The sequence below is a fragment of the Nostoc paludosum FACHB-159 genome (genome assembly GCF_014698835.1).
In the GTDB taxonomy this organism is placed as follows: domain Bacteria; phylum Cyanobacteriota; class Cyanobacteriia; order Cyanobacteriales; family Nostocaceae; genus Nostoc; species Nostoc paludosum.
Window position 1 is genome coordinate 15,224 of the sequence record NZ_JACJTU010000024.1, and the last position, 19,641, is coordinate 34,864.

At 42.6% G+C, this 19,641-nt stretch carries 13 protein-coding genes, 1 pseudogene and 1 CRISPR repeat array; of the genes and pseudogenes, 7 read left to right on the top strand and 7 right to left on the bottom strand.

Going from position 1 to position 19,641, the window contains the following annotated elements; all coding sequences use genetic code 11:
* Nucleotides 1–128 precede the first annotated feature (128 nt).
* On the bottom strand, nucleotides 129–422 hold the full coding sequence (locus H6H03_RS22895) for a hypothetical protein (RefSeq protein ID WP_099069769.1): 294 nt from the start codon (nucleotides 420–422) through the stop codon (nucleotides 129–131).
* 446 nt (nucleotides 423–868) lie between these two features.
* Nucleotides 869–1,039, bottom strand: a complete 171-nt coding sequence (locus H6H03_RS22900; protein ID WP_190957369.1) for a chlorophyll a/b-binding protein — start codon at nucleotides 1,037–1,039, stop codon at nucleotides 869–871.
* 70 nt (nucleotides 1,040–1,109) lie between these two features.
* Here H6H03_RS22900 and H6H03_RS22905 point away from each other — a divergent pair, with 70 nt between their 5' ends.
* From H6H03_RS22905 to cydB, 4 genes are all read left to right on the top strand, one after another.
* Nucleotides 1,110–1,286, top strand: coding sequence for a hypothetical protein (locus H6H03_RS22905; RefSeq protein ID WP_190957370.1), 177 nt, complete (start codon nucleotides 1,110–1,112; stop codon nucleotides 1,284–1,286).
* A gap of 261 nt (nucleotides 1,287–1,547) precedes the next feature.
* Entirely contained in the window at nucleotides 1,548–2,639 is a 1,092-nt protein-coding gene (ald, locus tag H6H03_RS22910) for an alanine dehydrogenase (protein ID WP_190957371.1), read from the top strand.
* 321 nt (nucleotides 2,640–2,960) lie between these two features.
* Nucleotides 2,961–4,031: direct repeats of the CRISPR family, unit length 37 nt; unit sequence ATTGCAATTAACTAAACTCCCTATTAGGGATTGAAAC.
* Between the two features lie 657 nt (nucleotides 4,032–4,688).
* Complete coding sequence (locus H6H03_RS22915; RefSeq protein ID WP_190957372.1) at nucleotides 4,689–6,134, top strand: cytochrome ubiquinol oxidase subunit I; 1,446 nt, start codon at nucleotides 4,689–4,691, stop codon at nucleotides 6,132–6,134.
* A gap of 134 nt (nucleotides 6,135–6,268) precedes the next feature.
* Nucleotides 6,269–7,282 carry a cytochrome d ubiquinol oxidase subunit II gene (gene cydB, locus H6H03_RS22920; protein WP_190957465.1) on the top strand — a complete coding sequence of 338 codons (1,014 nt, stop codon included), beginning with the start codon at nucleotides 6,269–6,271 and terminating at the stop codon, nucleotides 7,280–7,282.
* Nucleotides 7,283–7,297: 15 nt separating this feature from the next.
* Here the strand turns inward: cydB and H6H03_RS22925 are convergent, their stop codons facing one another.
* From H6H03_RS22925 to H6H03_RS22945, 5 genes and pseudogenes are all read right to left on the bottom strand, one after another.
* Nucleotides 7,298–7,852 (bottom strand): Uma2 family endonuclease, encoded by a 555-nt coding sequence (locus tag H6H03_RS22925; protein ID WP_190957373.1) that lies wholly within the window; start codon nucleotides 7,850–7,852, stop codon nucleotides 7,298–7,300.
* 22 nt (nucleotides 7,853–7,874) lie between these two features.
* Nucleotides 7,875–8,930 (bottom strand): tRNA dihydrouridine synthase DusB, encoded by a 1,056-nt coding sequence (dusB, locus tag H6H03_RS22930; protein WP_190957374.1) that lies wholly within the window; start codon nucleotides 8,928–8,930, stop codon nucleotides 7,875–7,877.
* Between the two features lie 240 nt (nucleotides 8,931–9,170).
* Nucleotides 9,171–10,028, bottom strand: a pseudogene (locus H6H03_RS22935) (Rpn family recombination-promoting nuclease/putative transposase).
* A gap of 129 nt (nucleotides 10,029–10,157) precedes the next feature.
* Nucleotides 10,158–10,583: a hypothetical protein gene (locus H6H03_RS22940; protein WP_190957375.1), complete on the bottom strand. Its 426-nt coding sequence runs from the start codon at nucleotides 10,581–10,583 to the stop codon at nucleotides 10,158–10,160.
* Nucleotides 10,584–10,746: 163 nt separating this feature from the next.
* The gene (locus H6H03_RS22945) at nucleotides 10,747–11,616 is read right to left on the bottom strand and encodes an acyl-CoA desaturase (protein ID WP_190957376.1); all 870 of its coding nucleotides are present in this window, start codon (nucleotides 11,614–11,616) and stop codon (nucleotides 10,747–10,749) included.
* Nucleotides 11,617–11,788: 172 nt separating this feature from the next.
* On the opposite strand from H6H03_RS22945, the gene H6H03_RS22950 reads away from it, so the two are divergent.
* The 3 genes from H6H03_RS22950 (at nucleotide 11,789) to H6H03_RS41415 (ending at nucleotide 19,555) form a co-directional block, all read left to right on the top strand.
* Nucleotides 11,789–13,018 carry a TetR family transcriptional regulator gene (locus tag H6H03_RS22950; RefSeq protein WP_190957377.1) on the top strand — a complete coding sequence of 410 codons (1,230 nt, stop codon included), beginning with the start codon at nucleotides 11,789–11,791 and terminating at the stop codon, nucleotides 13,016–13,018.
* A 583-nt stretch (nucleotides 13,019–13,601) separates the two neighbouring features.
* The gene (locus H6H03_RS22955) at nucleotides 13,602–14,705 is read left to right on the top strand and encodes a TIGR03032 family protein (protein ID WP_190957378.1); all 1,104 of its coding nucleotides are present in this window, start codon (nucleotides 13,602–13,604) and stop codon (nucleotides 14,703–14,705) included.
* Nucleotides 14,706–14,770: 65 nt separating this feature from the next.
* On the top strand, nucleotides 14,771–19,555 hold the full coding sequence (locus H6H03_RS41415; RefSeq protein ID WP_190957379.1) for a beta strand repeat-containing protein: 4,785 nt from the start codon (nucleotides 14,771–14,773) through the stop codon (nucleotides 19,553–19,555).
* Nucleotides 19,556–19,641 lie beyond the last annotated feature (86 nt).

Sequence of the window (19,641 nt, forward strand, 5' to 3'; positions counted from 1 at the left end):
TAGGTATAAAAAAACATATACAAACAAATTTTCTAGAGTTATGAATTATCACCCATAACTCTTGGAAAGACTTGGGTTAATTGCGTCTCTCTCAAGACGCGATTAATCGCGTTTCTACTTAGTATTCCCTAAAGAGGTGGTTTTTTCTTAGAAACACTTAGCATTGGTAAAGGTGGACTAGAGGAACGAGAGGGTAAGTAATGTTGTACTATAGGCTCCTCTGGTAGAGGACGACGCTGCTGGATACGCCACAACTTTAAGCCTAGCGCTATCCCCGCCGTTCCCAAACCAAAAGCAAACAACGACCAGCTATCATCCAATCCGCCAATCAGGGCATCTACCAGTCCCATCGTAATCAATATAGTGATTAGTGGTTCTTTGCGGTAGGTTGATTTCAAAAAACGAGGTAATACAGCATTCATCACAGGTTGATTGGTTCCAGTTCACCTTTTGTGTATATTATTGACCAAGAATACCTCACCCATATTTTGCCTTTTTCATCGAAGGCATAAACTAATTAAATTATGACTTTCTTGAGTAGGGGAGGAGTCTACTCATTAAGCTTCTTACATGTGCTAGTCGCAAGTTTCAGATATTGCAGTCAGTAATAGGTTTTTGGATTCCTCTCTTGGTTACATTCTACGGCAACAATTTACAAATAAATCTAATAAAAGTATTGAGGGCGAGGTGTTTCGCTATCAATCTTGAAAGTCAAAACCAACTGGTTATTCCAGCTGGTTGAAACTCCTCTAAATACTAGCTTACAATTTGTGTGCTTGTTGGTGGGACTACTTCACACACCCCTTGTATATAGAGACGTTGCAATGCAATGTCTCTACGGTTAAAAGTTGTGTGCTTTTTGGTGGCACTACTTCAAACCCAGCCATGATAGCACCCCTTGATTGGTGACGTATTCAATCACCAACATCAAGGCAAAGCCAATCATTGCAGCTCGACCATTCAACCGCTCAGCATATTCGTTAAAGCCAAATTTCGGCTCTTCTAGTTTAGGTGTAATTGTCGGTTGTGGTTGTGTCATTTTTTAGAAACCTCTTTTCGGCAAACGGGACTTAATATCAGACTTGATGGTATTGGTTGGGTAAGGAGTAATGCCATATCCGGTTGAAGATTTGTCATTAGAATTGATACAGGGACGCTTTGACGCAAAGATGTACAGAGATTTTAATGATAGTGATTCCCCGGACTTGGCATCAAAGGTAAAGGAATTAAGTTTTTCCTTAGCCTTTAGCTTATTTTGGCAGTTGACGGGCGATCGCAATGCTTAAATGCCAAGATTAGGTGACAATTCAGCCAGAGCTTCCTAGAAGGGAGCTTGCAACCGCCTTTTTAACAAATTGTTATTATTCTTTATATATTGTATAAATACTGAAGCAATAGTCAAGAGTAAGAGTTTGCAACCATTTCGATTAAATTGACAGCCTCAAGACTGAGAATCGCTATTTCTAATACAGCTATCTCCAATAGATCGGTAGCAAGCTTGAGATTGGCAGGCTACAGTTAAACAAAAAAATTATCAGAGGCGATATATGGAAATCGGTGTTCCGAAGGAAACTAAAGATCAAGAATTTCGGGTAGGTTTGAGTCCTTCTAGCGTGCGGGTGCTGCAAGAAAATGGTCATAGTATCTTCGTCCAGACACAAGCAGGTGATGGTGCTGGATTTACAGATGATGACTACATAAGTGCTGGAGCAGAGATTGTCCCCACAGCAGAAGCAGCTTGGAACCGGGAATTGGTTGTAAAAGTCAAAGAGCCATTAAAATCTGAGTATAATTTTTTGCAAAAAGGGCAAGTATTATTTACTTATTTACATTTAGCAGCCGATCGCCAATTAACAGAGCATTTAATTGATTGTGGCACTTGTGCGATCGCCTACGAAACTGTAGAACAACCAGGGGCTAACAGACTACCTCTGCTGACTCCCATGAGCGTGATTGCCGGTCGGCTTGCAGTACAATTTGGGGCGAGATTTCTAGAACGTCAGCAAGGCGGTAGAGGTGTGCTTTTGGGTGGTGTACCTGGAGTCAAACCAGGTAAAGTCGTAATTCTTGGTGGCGGTGTCGTCGGCACAGAAGCAGCTAAAATTGCCGTGGGGATGGGTGCTAGCGTCCAGATTTTAGACGTGAGTGTCGAGCGGTTATCTTACCTAGAAACTTTATTTGGCTCTAGAGTCGAATTCCTTTACAGCAACTCGGCTCATATTGAAGCCGCAGTTAAAGAAGCCGACTTACTCATCGGTGCAGTTTTAGTTCTGGGGCGTAGAGCGCCAACCTTAGTATCCCGCGAATTAGTCAAACAAATGCATCCCGGTTCGGTAATAGTTGATGTCGCTGTTGACCAAGGCGGTTGTGTGGAAACCTTACATGCTACATCTCACACAAATCCAGTTTACATCGAAGAAGGTGTGGTGCATTATGGCGTTCCCAATATGCCAGGAGCCGTACCTTGGACAGCAACTCAGGCACTTAATAACAGTACATTACCTTATGTTGTCCAGTTAGCGAATTTGGGAATTAAGGCATTGGAAGTTAACCCAGCCTTAGCTAAAGGTGTGAATGTGCAGAATCATAAATTAGTGCATCATGCTGTGCAAGAGGTTTTTCCTGATTTGGTAAGTTAGACCTTGCACAGGCGAGGGTTAGAAGCTGTGCAAGCGGTAGGCGATCGCCTATCCTAATGGTGGTAATCTTCATCAATTAGACTAATTTCGTTACCAAATGCGCGGATGGGCAGCTGTAGAAAATCAAACGAAGCAAAAAATGGCTGCATCTTAATGTGTACAAGGTTTTGAGGACTATACGACTTGTGAACCATCCGCGCACCTTATGGAGACTGAGTTTCAGGGATTTGCATCTGGTCTTATTACTATCTCCTGTGTTATGATTTTCTCATTCGCGCTACTGCACCTTGAAAACCAAATACAGCAAGCCTTTCAGATGCCATTGCAATTAACTAAACTCCCTATTAGGGATTGAAACCCGAAAATAAAGCTGTTGACACGTGAGCAAAGCTACAAACATCAGTATTACAGGCAGTACAATTAACTAAACTCCCTATTAGGGATTGAAACCCGAAAATAAAGCTGTTGACACAAACGGTAGATTTAATTGCAATTAACTAAACTCCCTATTAGGGATTGAAACTACCTGCGCCCCAACACGTAATTCCCACTCGCGCATTGCAATTAACTAAACTCCCTATTAGGGATTGAAACGAGATTCGCTCAATTCGTAACATTCCCGCTGAGAATTGCAATTAACTAAACTCCCTATTAGGGATTGAAACTGACTAGTGATAGGGCTGGTGATAATGGTATCAATTGCAATTAACTAAACTCCCTATTAGGGATTGAAACCTCTTCGGCTAACTCTTCCTCTATTTCCCAATCAGATTGCAATTAACTAAACTCCCTATTAGGGATTGAAACGTCTCTACTTAGTTCCCCTTTATTTACCCTACGGTTTACATTGCAATTAACTAAACTCCCTATTAGGGATTGAAACAACTGCCCCACAAGCAAAGCTAATGCTGATGGGAATATTGCAATTAACTAAACTCCCTATTAGGGATTGAAACTACTTGCAAGGTCTGTGACTCCGAAAGGGCTAAGATTGCAATTAACTAAACTCCCTATTAGGGATTGAAACAGTGGCGACTTTAGCTCCCGCCTTGATTAATTCAGATTGCAATTAACTAAACTCCCTATTAGGGATTGAAACACAGGGAAAAGCAACAAAATCTTGGTTACGTTGATATTGCAATTAACTAAACTCCCTATTAGGGATTGAAACAAAAAATAAATGTAGGCAAGGCGCTGAAGCTAGGATTGCAATTAACTAAACTCCCTATTAGGGATTGAAACTCGGCGTGCTTGCCCTCTAAAATCACCACCTTATCTCCCACATTGCAATTAACTAAACTCCCTATTAGGGATTGAAACAGCTGAGAATAAGAATCAAACTTTTGTATTTAAATATTGCAATTAACTAAACTCCCTATTAGGGATTGAAATACAATAGTATTCAAAGAATGCAACCAACGACTTAACATCCTTTCAGACATCTTGTTTTGATACCAAGTTTGACATCCCGTCTTTTGACACATACAGCAGTTTGCAACTAAATGAGGTACAGAATCAAGGATTCAGAAATCAAATTATTCTTCTCCCTCCTGCCTCCTGCCTTCTGCCTCATGCCTCAAAACCAGTGACTTTGTACCTCATACAAAACAAAACTGCTGTATCACTAGTTCACTCAGAATGTAAAAAAGTTTCCCTACCTATAGAGAGATGTTTTTATTGAATAAAGTTGACTCAAAAAATACAGATAAATAGTGTCGATCGCTCACCATGAAAATCAAGCTTTTGAAAATAGCGTAGGCGTTCCCGTAGCGTTCTGTAGAAAAGCCCGTCGCAGACATTGGCACTACAGCAACGCAAAAATAAAATTCAAAAATACATATAATGCAAACTTTTGAACCATTCCCAATGGTAGATTTATTTCCACTATGATGTAATAATATATCATTTAATAATTCTCAACAATGAATATTCAATAGTTAAGAATTAAAATTGTGTGGCTTGAGAATTTGCATGTCAAAATGATTTTTGACTATTGAATGTAGACTAAGACGAACAAATTACAGGGAATTTCAATAGAGGAATACAAGCATGGAATTTTTATCAGATTCCGTAGTGCTATCACGGATGCAATTTGCGCTGACTGCGATATTCCATATGCTTTGGCCTGTCCTGACTACAGGGATGGGAATTTATCTGGTTATCGTTGAGGGACTATGGTTAAAGACTCGTAATCCAGACTACTATCTCCATGCCCGCTTTTGGTCTAAGTTCTATCTGTTGAATTTTGGGATTGGTGTTGCAACGGGTATCCCGATGGAATTCCAGTTTGGCACTAATTGGGCACCGTTTTCGGAAGCGGCCGGCAATTTTTTTGGTAGTGTTATCGGCTTTGAAGCTTCCTGGGCATTCATGCTGGAAGCTGCTTTTTTAGGTATTATGTTATTCGGCTGGGAACGTGTTAATCCCGCTATTCACTATCTTTCAACAATTTTAGTTGCCGTTGGTGCTAATCTATCAACCGTATGGATTTTGACAGCAAATTCTTGGATGCAAACACCGGCAGGTGGGGAATTAGTTAATGGCAAGTTTATTGTCCATGATTATTTTCAAGCTATTTTAAATCCCTTCATGCTTAATAGTGTGCTGCATATGTTCTTTGCCACACTAGAAACTTCGTTGTTTGTGATTGGTGGAATTAGTGCTTGGTATATTCTCAAACAGCGCCATGCAGCTTTCTTTTCGCAGTCATTGAAGATTGCTTTAGCAGCCGCGATCGCAGTTGCCCCATTACAAATATACATCGGGCATTTGAGCGGCGAACAAGTCTATCACTATCAGCCTACAAAACTTGCAGCAATGGAAGCACAATGGGAATCTTCACCTGCGGGACAGCCCGCAGATTGGAGTCTTGTGGCGATACCCAATGAAAAAGCCCAGAAAAATGATTGGGAAATCACCGTCCCCAATGCACTAGGATACATTCTCGAATTCAAAAAGAATCTTTCTGAACCACTGCGCGGTTTGAAAGAATGGAAACCAGAAGATCGTCCTCATTTAGTCGGTTTGATTTACTATGCTTTCCGCACAATGATTGCCATTGGGTTCTTCTTCGCTGGATTAATGTTATTAAGTACTCTGCAATGGTTACGCGGTAAACTCTCAGCAGAAAACATTACTCAACAGCGTTGGTTAATGGGGGCTTGGATATTGGCAGCTCCTTTAGGATACATTGCTGTAGAATCAGGCTGGATTGTGCGCTGTGTTGGAAGACAACCGTGGACGCTATACGGCCAAATTCGCACAGTTGATGCCGCTTCTCATCTACCTGCAAGTAATATCTTAATTTCACTAACTGCCTTTGCCACAGTGTACAGCCTTTTATTTATCGCAGTTTTGTACTTCGGTAGCCGCATTCTCCGCAGAGGCCCAAATCTCGACTTACCAATTCCAGGTATGGAAATCACTAAACCCGCAGTAGATACTACCCCTGGCGAGTTTGTTCCAGATGAACGCCCCGTTGAAGCACAACAGTGAAAATGGGGCATGGGGCATTGGGCATTGGGCAGGGAAAAGGAATAAATTTAATCTTTCCCTTTTTCCCCCTACCCCTTTCCCCTTGTCCTCTTCCTATGCCCCATGCCCAATGCCCTTATTTAATACGAGATTTTATGGAGACGCTAGAGTATTTTCTGCCGCAAGTATGGTTTGTAATTTTAGCTCTTTTTCTATTCCTTTATGTAATGCTAGATGGATTTGATTTAGGGGTGGGGATATTATCTCTTACCTCCTCAGATGAAGAACGTCGAAGCATTTTGATGACTAGTTTAAGCAATATTTGGGATGCTAATGAAACTTGGCTAGTTCTAATGGCAGGAGGTCTTTTTGGTGCATTTCCTTTAGCTTACGCCACAATTTTAAATGCCTTATATATCCCGATTTTTTTAATGGTGTTTGGGTTTATCTTTCGTGGTGTAGCGTTTGAATTTAGAGAATTAGCAAACCGCAAATTGTTTTGGAATTTCGCTTTTGGCGCTGGAAGTTTTACCGCTGCACTCGGTCAAGGATTTGCCCTTGGTGCTGTGCTGGCGGGTATTCCTGTTGATAATACGGGACACTTTATTGGTAAAACTTGGGACTGGTTAAATATTCCATCAGTGCTGGTAGCTTTAACTTTAATTCAAGGATATGTATTAATTGGTTCAACTTATCTAATTTGGAAAACTACAGGAGAATTGCAGGAAACTCACTATAGAACTGCTAAAATTGCTGCTTGGACAACTTTAATTGGTGCGATTTTCATTACAATTACAACACCAATAATTTACGAAAGTGCTCGATCGCGGTTGTTTCAGCAACCTTTAGTTTATATCTTTGCAGTCATTCCCTTGTTAGGAGTTTGGTTGATTTGGCAACTTTTGAAGAGTCTTGCTCGCAAAGAAGAAAGAGCGCCTTTTGTCTGGACAATTCTGCTGTTTGTGTTGTCGTTTATTGGCTTGGGATTAATTGTCTTTCCGTACATCATTCCTAATAAAATTACTATCTATGAAGCAGCAGCCGACCCCAGTTCGTTGGTGATTATGATTATTTTTATTGGCTTTCTTATCCCCGTAATGCTGTTTTATAACCTTTACCAATACATTGTTTTTCGAGGTAAGGTGACTGGCGATGGGTATGGAAAATAAAGAAATTTTCCTTTTTCAAGTTAACAATTCCTCTACCGCTACACTAAAACCTAATAATACTTTTTGAGTTCTAACTACATCACCAACTTTAAACCCCAAAACTTGATTATCAGTCACGACCAGAACTAACTGACTTTCAGGAAATACTAGCCAAACTTCCTCGCAACCCGACTGCAAATATTCCTGGCCTTTTAAAAATAATTCTTCAGCTAAATCGGTGGGTGAAACTATTTTTGCAATTAGAGGAAAACTTTGTGGCAACGTGGGAACATTGCCAAATTGAGCTACTAAATCTGGTGTAAGATAAGCCACATCGGGACGACGGCCTTGTTTGTATGTGCGGCAAGGCACTTCAGTGTAAACTTTGCCGCCTAGTTGATTGGAGTTAATGTAACTTCTCCAGTAAAAGTAGAGATTCCCTTGGATTTCACTATGTTTTAATGTCATCCCTGTTTTTTCTAGTAGTTGTCCATCCACCCACTCCATCCCGTCTGGAGGATTTGCCATGAAATCTTCTAAAGAATGGATTTCGGGAACAGATACAATCTCATTGTGTTTAGAAACTAACATAACAAGCCTCCATTTTGATTAATTAAATCATGACCAAATTATCTTGGGTTTCTTCTTCTAATTCATAACCATTAATCAGTTTGGCAATAGCTTGGTCAATCATTTCTAAACCCCGATCTACGGTTTCAATCACACTTAATTGTCCTCGCAATTCAGCAGCCCCGACAAAACCTTTAGCATACCAAGTCATGTGTTTACGGGCTTGACGAACACCGCGATCGCCTTTATATTCCCACAAGGCTTGTAAATGATCTCTTGCACATTCCAAGCGTTCAATTGGGGTTGGTGGTGGTAATATTTCTCCAGTTTTTAAGAAGCGATCGATTTCTCCCACTAAAAACGGATAACCCAAAGTTCCACGGGAACACATCACACCATCAGCGCCAGTTTCTTCTAAACATTTCACCGCCGCCTCAATAGAAAAAATATCTCCATTGGCAATTACTGGAATAGAAAGTATTTCCTTTACACGGGTAATCCATTCCCAACGCGCATTGCCATTGTATCCTTGGGCGCGAGTGCGTCCATGTACTGTAATCATTTTTGCCCCGGCATCTTCCATCCGCTTGGCAAAGTCGAGAATAGTAATTTCTTTGTCATTCCAGCCAATACGGGTTTTCACTGTTACAGGTACATCAACAGCTTTTACCACTTCTCGCACAATTGCCTCTGCAACTTCTGGTTGCCGCAACAGAGAAGAACCGCCTCCATTTTTAGTAATTTTATTTACCGGGCAACCCATATTAATATCAACAGTATCAGCCCCTTCTGCAACTGCCTTGACTGCTGCTTCTGCTAGGAAATCTGGACGGCAATCAAATAGTTGAATGCTAATTGGGCGTTCGTTGGGGTCTACCTCCATGATTTTCGGCAATTGTTTAACATAATGCAACCCGGTAGCATTGACCATTTCCGTATACATCATGGAATCGGGTGCATAACGACGCACAAGGCGGCGAAATACCAAATCTGTGACCCCAGATAAAGGCGACTGGAGAACCCGGCTCTTAACCTCGAAGGAGCCAATTTTTAAAGGTTGAGAAAGTCTAGCTTGGAGAGTAGGAGACAGGGAAATCATAAGAATAAATTAAAAATTCAAAATTGCGTAGTTTACCTCTGTAGGCATCGCCGAAAATTGTCAAGATATTTAAAACTATTAACTGATACTCTTAATTACATCCTCTCATTTTTTCTTGAGTTACACCGGATTTCAAGAAAAGTGAAGTATACAACTATTCGTCTGGGAGTCAGGTATCAAGCCTGTTTTACTTCCCTATTCTGACTCCTCAATTGTGAATTATGTTGCGATCAATTTTGTTTAGGCATCTTGATTTGGTGGCTGTTTTTGGATTTCTTGCTGCACCTCCTCTAAACTCAAACCTAACTCTTTTGCTGTTTCTTCAAAACTCAATCCCAACCTCAACAATAAAGGAATCATTCTCAACTTTTCTTGACGCGCTCCTTCTTGTTTGCCTTCTTGCTTGCCTTCTTGCTTGCCTTCTCGCTTGCCTTCTTGCTTACCTTCTTGCTTCGCTTCTTGATAAACTCGTGTTTGTTTTAAGTCACTCAACCCAAACATACCTTCAATCTCCTCTAGGCTCATAGTTGGAAATTTGTAAATCAAAATTGTCTCTATTAATTCTAATAACTGCCGCCGCTGTGGTTCAATGTTGATTTCTTGCTGTGTTCTGTCTATTAACTGTCTTGCAGATGTAATTGCTGTATCCTCATTATCGACTACTAATTTCATGGTAGCAATTCAAACTGGTAATGAAGCAGCTTCACCTAATTCATTAAGATAAATCCGGCTGATGCGCTGGCTGGCGAAAAATTCACTGTAATTCTTGATGTCTGCTGTATCTAAATTACGATTGGAATAGATCACTACTGCTCGCCAAGAATTTTTAGGTTGGTTTTGACGTAAGTATAAACAAATTTCTGAAATTAGCCGCGAGTAAATTTCTCTATCGGTTTGAAATTGGACTTCAACAAAGTAAATTGCATTTTCTTCCCCTTGCGTTGGCAGAAAAACACCATCTATACAGAAGGCAGTTTGCTTGATTTCAATTGAAGAGAATTTATAACCTTCTGCTGTTTGGGGTGGGTTACCTATTAATTCAAAAAAGATGCTAGGAAAATCTTGAAAAAGGCGATAAAAAATGCTGTCGGTTTTCACGGTCGATCTATTGTTCAGATGTGCCTGGTAAAATTTTATCGTTAAATGTAAATTAACAGATTTTGTTCAATTAAACTTAAGCAGATTTCGATGTTGAGTTGATTTAAAATGAATGACATACATATTATGTCAATTGCCAACTGATGTACTACGCCACTCCTTCAATACAACACTAGACCACAGCAAAAAACCTATCAGTAATACTCCCATAATTCCATCTAACCAAATTAGAGAATGCATTTTCCAAGATATGGGAGTAACCATTGGAAAGAAATAATGCCCTGGACTAGAGACACTAGTGATTGAGTATAACCCTAATAAAAGGTACGCTAGCCAAAATATGCCTTTGCTGTAAAACCAATATCCTAGCAATCCTACTGGAGTCATTACAACCACAGCACTAATTACTCCAACAGAAGTAAACCACTCAGGGCCAGGATATTGGCTCAAAAATAGTGCGTTGTCTGTGTAGTGTAACCAAGTAGAAATGATGTTGAATGTGATAATAACTAGCAGAATCATCTGGCGACGTTTGGAAGGATTGCTTGCGAACATATGCAATTAAAATGCGTAATAGCTTATTAACAGGGAACAGGGAATGGCCAACACTTTCATAAGTTCAGTGCAGCACAGGCATCCCTGCTCCGTTGGTACTGGTATGCCGACGGGGCGATCGCCCCGTCGGCATAACAAACTTTAATGATAATTCAGTGACAATTTAGCCGCGAGTTGCACTTTGAGGAGGATGGGAGACAACTTTTTTAGCTAAACCTAAAGTCTGCAAAACTTGGATACTCCACCAGGTAATATCAATTTCCCACCAACATAAGCCAGATTTTGCCATATGCGGATAAGTATGATGGTTGTTGTGCCATCCTTCTCCATAGGTGACAAGGGATACCCACCACAAATTACGAGCGCCATCATTGGCATCAAAAGTGCGATAACCCCACAGGTGTGATGCAGAGTTCACAAACCAAGTTGAGTGCCAAAGCAAGACACATCTAACAAACATTCCGTAGATAACAAAAGACCATCCTCCTAAGGCATACAGCAGCAGCCCGAAGGGAATTTGCAACAGTAAGAAGTAGCGATCTAACCAGCGATAAAACGGTTGTCTTGCTAAATCGGGGGCATATTTTTGATAGGTTTCGTAGTCAAAAAACTCTGGACGCGGGTAGAAAATCCATAGCATGTGACTCCACCAAAATCCTCGTTGAGCAGAGTAGGGGTCTAGGTTGACATCTTCGGTGTGGGCGTGATGCTGGCGGTGTCCACCCACCCAAAAAATTGGCCCCCCTTGCAAAGCCAGCGCTCCGATCATGGCGATCGCATACTCTAACCACTTGGGAACTTGGAAACTCCGATGGCTCAGTAGTCGGTGATATCCCAAGCAAATACCAATACTCCCAAATAACCAGTGGAGAAACACCAGTAAACCTAATGCCGACCAAGAAAAAAACCAAGGAGCCAGAAGTGCTAAGACATGAAATGTAGTAAAAAATACTACATTAGTCCAACTGAGTTGGGGTGCATTTCCTTTCTCAGGGATGATGCCTTTGCCGAGCGCTCCAAAATTTGCGGTCATAAAAATTCCTGTTGATGGACGAGCAAGCGATTTGCCTTTTCTCGGATGCCATCCCCCAAGGGATTTCCCCAATCTCTCCACCAGTTCGTTACAGTAGAGTCAAGCAAGTATCGCTTACATTTTTATCCTAGCAATACTCTGATATTGTTGCAAGTATCACTTGCATTTTTATATGTCGTCTCAACTTATTTCAACTCGTCAACGTCTGATTCAAGCTGCACTTGAGTTATTTACTGCTCAGGGAGTTAGTGCTACCACAACTCGCCAAATAGCTGAAAAGGCTGAAGTCAATGAAGTGACTCTATTTCGGAATTTTGGTAATAAACATGGACTACTTTTAGCTGTGCTGGAAGAATCCGCAGCCTTCAAAAATTTAGGTGAGTCGCTGGTGCGGCGGGCAACTCCTCCCGGTAATGTCTACCAAGCTCTGAAAGATTATGCAAGTGAGAGCTTACATGCTTTAGAACGAGTGCCAGAGTTTGTACGCTCTGTGGTGGGAGAAGCCGACCAATTCCCCGCAGAAAATCGCCGCGCTTTAGGCAGGGGAGTAACAGAGGCAAACCGTTATGTGGCGCAGTACTTAGCTACTATCATCCAGCAAGGACACTTAAATACGTATCTACCCGCAGAGAAATTAGCCAGTTTACTCAATGGGATGATTTTGGGATATGCCGTAATTGAATTTACTAGTGAATTTCATGAACTTTGGGAAGATCGGGATGATTTTCTGGAAAATTTGGTAGAGTTGTTTTTACATGGAGCTATGTCAACCCCAGGGGAATCAGCAAGTAATTCCTTACAAGGAAGTGCCATCGCCACAGAAATAGCTGATTTGCCTGCTAATTTGGTTCATGAAATTTTGCAACAAGCCAGAAAATCGGGAGGGCGAGATTATGCCTTGGCTTATGTGTTATTTTCTGCTGGGTTATCCGCTACAGAAATAATTAACTTAGAGCGATCGCACCAGATCTACGATACTCAAGGACACTTTCTGCAAATTACAATTCCCGGATTTGTCCGCCAAGTACCTGTCAATCAGTGGATTTTGGGCAAACGCTACGGTTCTTACACTAATAATCCTTTAATTAAATGGGTGAAAAGCCGTAAAGATAATCAAACAGCCATGTTTCTCAATGAAACAGGCAAACCAATTTCCGAATCAGAGCTTGAGACACGTTGGCAAACATGGAGTCAGGGATTATTAACTCCCCAAGGACAACCGCCAGTCATCGCCCAAGCACAACAAACCTGGCGAGTAGAAATGTTAATGCGGGGAATTAGCTTAGAAAACCTAAGTATTTTAACAGGTTGCGATCGCACCCAATTACAACCCTATGCCCGCCGAGCCAAAGAAAAAGCCGCCCTAGAGCAAGCGACTCGTTTAGATCACAAACCTGGATAGGGAAATTGGGGAGATAAGGGGACTTAAACAAAAATTAAGCGATCGCATCTCCAAAGTAGGAAAGCGATCCGTACTTTGAAATCGTGTTGGACTATTAGACGATGTGTTTCCTTGGCTCAACCCAACCTATGGCTAAGGCGATACCTTCTCTGCTAGACGCTACGCGTAGTTTGCTTCCCCGAAGGAGTACGGTCAGCTTTGCTAACGTATGTGGACGATCCGGCGAAATTAATCAATTTTTAAAAAACTTATCTTCAGTATATATACTGTTCCGTTTTAAGTAAAAAAAATTATTATTGCATTAAGTACCCAAGTCAGACTTACCAGTAAAACATCATAAAAACAACCAAAATCAAAATGTCTGCAAAGTTATATACAGTGCGGTTTGATGGCAGTTTAACCTGTTATCAGCGGGCGATTCCGTTAGGTATTGTTCCTGGTACAGGTTTGTTTGTTGATGACCAATTTACCTGAGACAAAAGTGACTGCTACTACCTATAGATTTAGTTTTTTGTAACCGTTTTTTATCCAGCTAAGTCTAAAATATGACATTATTTCGCCAAAAAAAATTGAAATTTGATTTATGCTAGCCACCTCCAGCACTACGACCCCAGAAGAGAATAACTTAATTGAGTGTGACGCTGACCAAGGATTTATCTCTTGGCTGAGTCAAGCCGGAGGTTCAGTTGCCATCACCACTTACCAAGCCGGGAAACTAGCACTAGTGGGCTGGAATGGGCAACAGATTACTATGCTGTTACGCCAATTTTCCAAACCAATGGGGTTAGCAGTTCATGGTTCGCGTTTAGCACTGGCTACCCATCACGAAGTCTATTTACTAGCCAATGCCCCCACATTAGCTTATGAGTATTTAGAAGACCAGCCAGGACGCTACGACGCCCTTTACCTGCCACGGATGACATACTTCACAGGTGACCTGAACATTCACGACCTGGAATTTGGTAGGGAAGGGCTGTGGATTGTCAACACCCGATTTTCCTGCCTTTCTGCCTTAAGTCCAGACTTTAGCTTTGTACCACGCTGGCATCCCAAATTTATTTCCCAAGTAGTACCCGAAGACCGCTGCCACCTCAATGGCTTAGCGATGGTGGATGGCAAACCCAAGTATGTGACTGCCCTGGGCGCAACAGATAGCGTCGGGGGATGGCGGCCGGGTAAAGCCAACGGTGGGGTCGTACTGGAAGTGGAGACCAATGAAATTATTGTAGATGGACTATCAATGCCCCATTCGCCAATTTGGCATGACGGGTTTTTGTGGTTACTTAACTCTGGTGCTGGGGAAGTATGGCGCATTCATCCAGAATCAGGAGACAAACAGGTAGTCTGTGTACTCCCTGGATTTCTGCGGGGGTTGTGCTGCGTCGGGTATTACGCCCTAGTCGGACTATGCCAGATTCGGGAACGGCATATTTTTGGGGGGTTGCCCATTACTCAAAGGTTTGAGAAGTTGCTGTGTGGTGTGGCAGTCGTAGATTTGCGAAATGGGCAACACGTGGGGATGCTGAAGTTCACCACAGGCTGTCAAGAACTGTACGATGTGCAGTTCCTTCCTGGTGTAGAGCGTCCGATGGTTTTGAATCAGCAACGAAAAGAAATCCGCCAAGCATTTACCGCACCAGAGTTGAACTACTGGCTGCGACCGAGTGCCGTGATTCCTAATGACTAAAGAGTTTGTCTAGTCACGCCGTAATTTTTGAAATCAAATTTTTAGTTTTTAAGAGAGGTTTTTTCATGGCTGAATTCAAAGTTAATACTTATATCACCAATAATCAATCCAACTCCACAGTGGCAATGGATAACACTGGAGATTTTGTCATTGTCTGGACTAGCGAAGGTCAAGATGGGTCTGGTACTGGCATATATGCCCAACGCTACAACAGTGCTGGAGTGGCACAAGGTAATGAATTTAGAGTTAATACCTACATGACCAACAGCCAAAGTAACCCCACAGTAGCAATGGATGCAGATGGGGACTTTGTGATTTCCTGGGCTAGCTATGGTCAGGACGGGTCTTATGAGGGAATATATGCTCAACGCTACAACAGTGCTGGAGTGGTACAAGGGAGCGAATTTAGAGTTAATACCACCACTGCCAACAGCGAAAATAACCCCACAGTAGCGATGGATGCAGATGGGGACTTCGTGATTTCTTGGGCTAGCGTAGATCAAAACTCGTCTATCAATGCAATATATGCTCAACGCTACAATAGTGCTGGGGTGAAACAAGGGGACGAATTTAAGGTCACTACCACCAACAAAAGCCAAAATAACCCCACAGTAGCGATGGATGCAGATGGGGACTTTGTGATTTCTTGGCAAAGTTCTGGTCAAGACGGGTCTGGTAGTGGAATATATTTCCAACGCTACAACAGTGCCGGAGTGGCACAATCAGGCGAATTTCAGGTCAACACCTACTTCACCGACGAGCAAATTAATCCCACAGTGGGGATGGATGCGAATGGGAACTTCGTAATTTCCTGGCAAAGCTTTGGTCAAGACGGGTCTGACAATGGGATATATGCTCAACGGTACAACAGTATTGGGGTGAAACAAGGGAGCGAATTTAGGGTCAATACCTACACCGATGGCGGTCAAAGTAATCCCACCATAGCGATGGATGCAAGTGGAAGCTTTATTATTTCCTGGCAAAGTTTTGGTCAGGACGGCTCTGACAATGGGATATATGCGCGACGCTACAACAGTTCTGGTGTGGCACAAGGGAGCGAATTTAAGGTCAATACCTACACCACCAATAACCAACTTAACCCCGCAGTAGCATTGGATGACAACGGGAACTTTTTAATTTCTTGGAATAGCTCTGGTCAGGATGGATCTGGTGATGGAATATATGCAGAACACTATAAAAACAGTGGTGCTCCCCCAACAATTACCTCTGGTTCTACCTCTGCTTTGGCATACACTGAGAACGCCACTATACCCATCGATTCAAGCATCGCTGTCGCTGATACAGACTCCCCCAACTTAGTTAGTGCCACCATCAGCATTAGCAGTGGTTTCGTCTCTGGTCAAGATATCCTCGCTTTCACCAACCAAAATGGGATTATCGGCAGCTACAACAGCAGCACGGGTGTCTTAACCTTAACTGGCAGTGCCACCGTTGCTAACTATCAAACTGCACTGCGTTCCATTACTTATACCAACAGCAGCGACAACCCTACTACAACACCTCGTACCATCAGTTTCCTAGTTAATGATGGGGCTGCTAATAGTAGCGCTGTTAGCCGCAATGTTAATATCACGGCGGTGAATGATGCACCCGTTACTACTGCCACAAACTCTGCTTTGGCATATACCGAGAACGCTACTACAGGCATTGACTCAGGCATTACCATCAGCGATGTAGACTCTGCCAACTTAATTAGTGCTACCGTCAGCATTAGCAGTGGTTTCGTCTCCGGTCAAGACATTCTCGCCTTCACCAACCAAAATGGAATTACGGGGAGCTATAACAGCAGCACAGGTATCTTAACCTTAACTGGCAGTGCCACCGTTGCTAACTATCAAACTGCACTGCGTTCCATTACTTATACCAACAGCAGCGACAACCCCACTACAACGCCTCGTACCATCAGCTTTGTTGTTAATGATGGCACTGCTAATAGTACTGCTGTTACCCGCAATATTAATATTACGCCGGTGAATGATGCACCGATTGTTGCCAACCCCATTGTTGACCAAGCAACAACAATAGACACCACCTTCAACTTTGCCCTACCAGCAAACACCTTCACGGATGTGGATTCTGGAAATCTCACCTACACAGCCACCCTGGAAAATGGTGGCTCACTTCCTAGCTGGTTGACCTTCAATGGCATCAGTTTCAGTGGGACTCCCACAACTAACAACGTTGGTAGCCTCAACATCAAAGTTATCGCCAGCGATGGAAAAGCATCTATCGACGATGTTTTTATGCTGACAGTGACCGATCCTAGTCAAGTGGTTACTGTAATTAATGGTACTTCTGATATAGATAACCTGAGTGGTACGCCGTATCGGGATCTGATCTCTGGATTAGTGGGCAATGATACACTCCAAGGACTAGGTGGTAATGACACCCTTAATGGTGGTGATGGCAATGATATCTTAGATGGCGGTACAGGAGATGATACCCTCATTGGTGGTAAAGACGATGATATCTATATTGTAGAGAGCCTCAGCGATACGATTACTGAAGCGTTAAATGCAGGTACAGATTTAGTCAAGTCTTCAGTGAATTGGCTATTGGGAGCTAATCTAGAAAACTTGACTTTGATTGGAAACGAGGCAATCAATGGTACTGGTAATACCCTCAACAATGTTCTCCTAGGAAATACTGCTGCTAACATCTTAAGCGGTGAAAATGGTAATGATAACCTCAGTGGTGATGACGGCAATGATACCTTGTTGGGCGGTGCAGGCAATGACACCTTAGATGGAGGTGCAGGAGCCGACAGTCTTGATGGTGGAGTTGGTAACGACATTTACACCGTAGACAGCCTCAGCGATACGATTACTGAAGCTTTAAATGCAGGTACAGATTTAGTCAATTCTTCAGTGAATTGGGTATTGGGAGCGAATTTAGAAAACTTGACTTTGATTGGAAACGAGGCAATCAATGGTACTGGTAATACCCTCAACAATATCCTCATCGGAAATACTGGTGCTAACATCTTAAGCGGGGAAAATGGCAATGATAACCTCAGCGGTGATGACGGCAATGATAGCTTGTTGGGTGGTGCAGGCAATGATACCTTGGATGGAGGTGCAGGAGCCGACAGTCTTGATGGTGGAGTAGGTAACGACATTTATACCGTAGACAACCTCAGCGATACGATTACTGAAGGCTTAAATGCAGGTACAGATTTAGTCAATTCTTCAGTGAATTGGGTATTGGGAGCGAATTTAGAAAACTTGACTTTGATTGGAAACGAGGCAATCAATGGTACTGGTAATACCCTCAACAATATCCTCATCGGAAATACCGGTGCTAACATCTTAAGCGGGGAAGATGGCAATGATAACCTCAGCGGTAATGACGGCAATGATAGCTTGTTGGGTGGTGCAGGCAATGATAACCTCAGCGGTGATGGCGGCAACGATAGCTTGTTGGGTGGTGCAAGCAATGACACCTTGGATGGAGATGCAGGATCTGACACTCTTGATGGTGGGGTAGGTAACGATATTTACACCGTAGACAGCCTCAGCGATAGGATTACTGAAGACTTAGATGCAGGTACAGATTTAGTTAAGTCTTCGGTAGATTGGGTGTTAGTAGATAACCTGGAAAACTTGACCTTGACTGGAACCGAGGCAATCAATGGTACTGGTAATACCCTCAACAACATCCTCATAGGAAATACTGGTGCTAACATCTTGAACGGGGAAGATGGCGATGATAGCCTCAGCGGTGGTTCCGGCAATGACACCTTGTTCGGGGGTTCAGGTGACGATGACTTGGATGGAGGTACAGGCAATGATACTTTGTTGGGAGGTGCAGGTAATGACACCTTAGATGGTGGAGTCGGTAATGACAACCTTGATGGTGGAGCAGGGGATGACATTTATACTGTAGACAGCCTCACCGATTCGATTACTGAAGGCTTAAATGCAGGTACGGATTTAGTCAACTCTGCTGTGAGTTGGGAGTTGATAGATAACTTGGAAAACTTGACTTTGACTGGAAGCAAAGTCATCAATGGTACTGGCAATAGTCTCAATAACATCATCACGGGAAATGGTGCTGCTAACACTTTGAATGGATTTGATGGCAATGATAGCCTCATTGGTGGTTCCGGCAATGACACCTTGTTAGGTGGTGCAGGTGATGATGAATTGGATGGAGGTACAGGTGATGATAGTCTTGATGGTGGAGTCGGCAATGATACTTACACCGTAAATAGCCTCACTGATATGATCGCTGAAGGCTCAAATGCAGGCACAGATTTAGTTAAGTCTTCGATAAGTTGGGTGTTGGGAAATAACCTGGAAAACTTGACTTTGACTGGAAGCTCAGCAATCAATGGTACTGGCAATAGTCTCAATAACATCATCACGGGAAATGGTGGTGCTAACGTCTTGACTGGAGAAGATGGCAACGATAGCCTCTATGGTGGTGCAGGCATTGACACCTTGTTGGGTGGTGCAGGTGACGATGTACTGACTGGTGGAACTGGTAAAGATGTGCTGACTGGTGGAACTGGGCGAGATAGCTTATATCTGACTGATACCCGCACTGGTGGCTTTGATACTATTACTGATTTTACCGTTGGAGATGATACTATCTTCATTTCTAAGGCGGAATTTGCACTGAGCCAATCTGTGAATACTACGTTGGATTCGAGCATATTCCGACTTGGCACTAGTGCGACAGCGGCAGGCGATCGCTTTATCTATAATCAAAGTACGGGTAACTTATTCTTTGATAAAGATGGAGTTGGTGGTACAGCACAAGTTCAAATCGCCCAGTTATCGAATCAGGCACTGTTGACTAATACAAATATTACTGTGATTGCCTAACGGTAACTATGTAGCAAGCATTGGTAAATTAGCCAGTCAAGTTGAAGCAGTCTAATATACATAATAATAAGGTTGGGTTTCGCAAC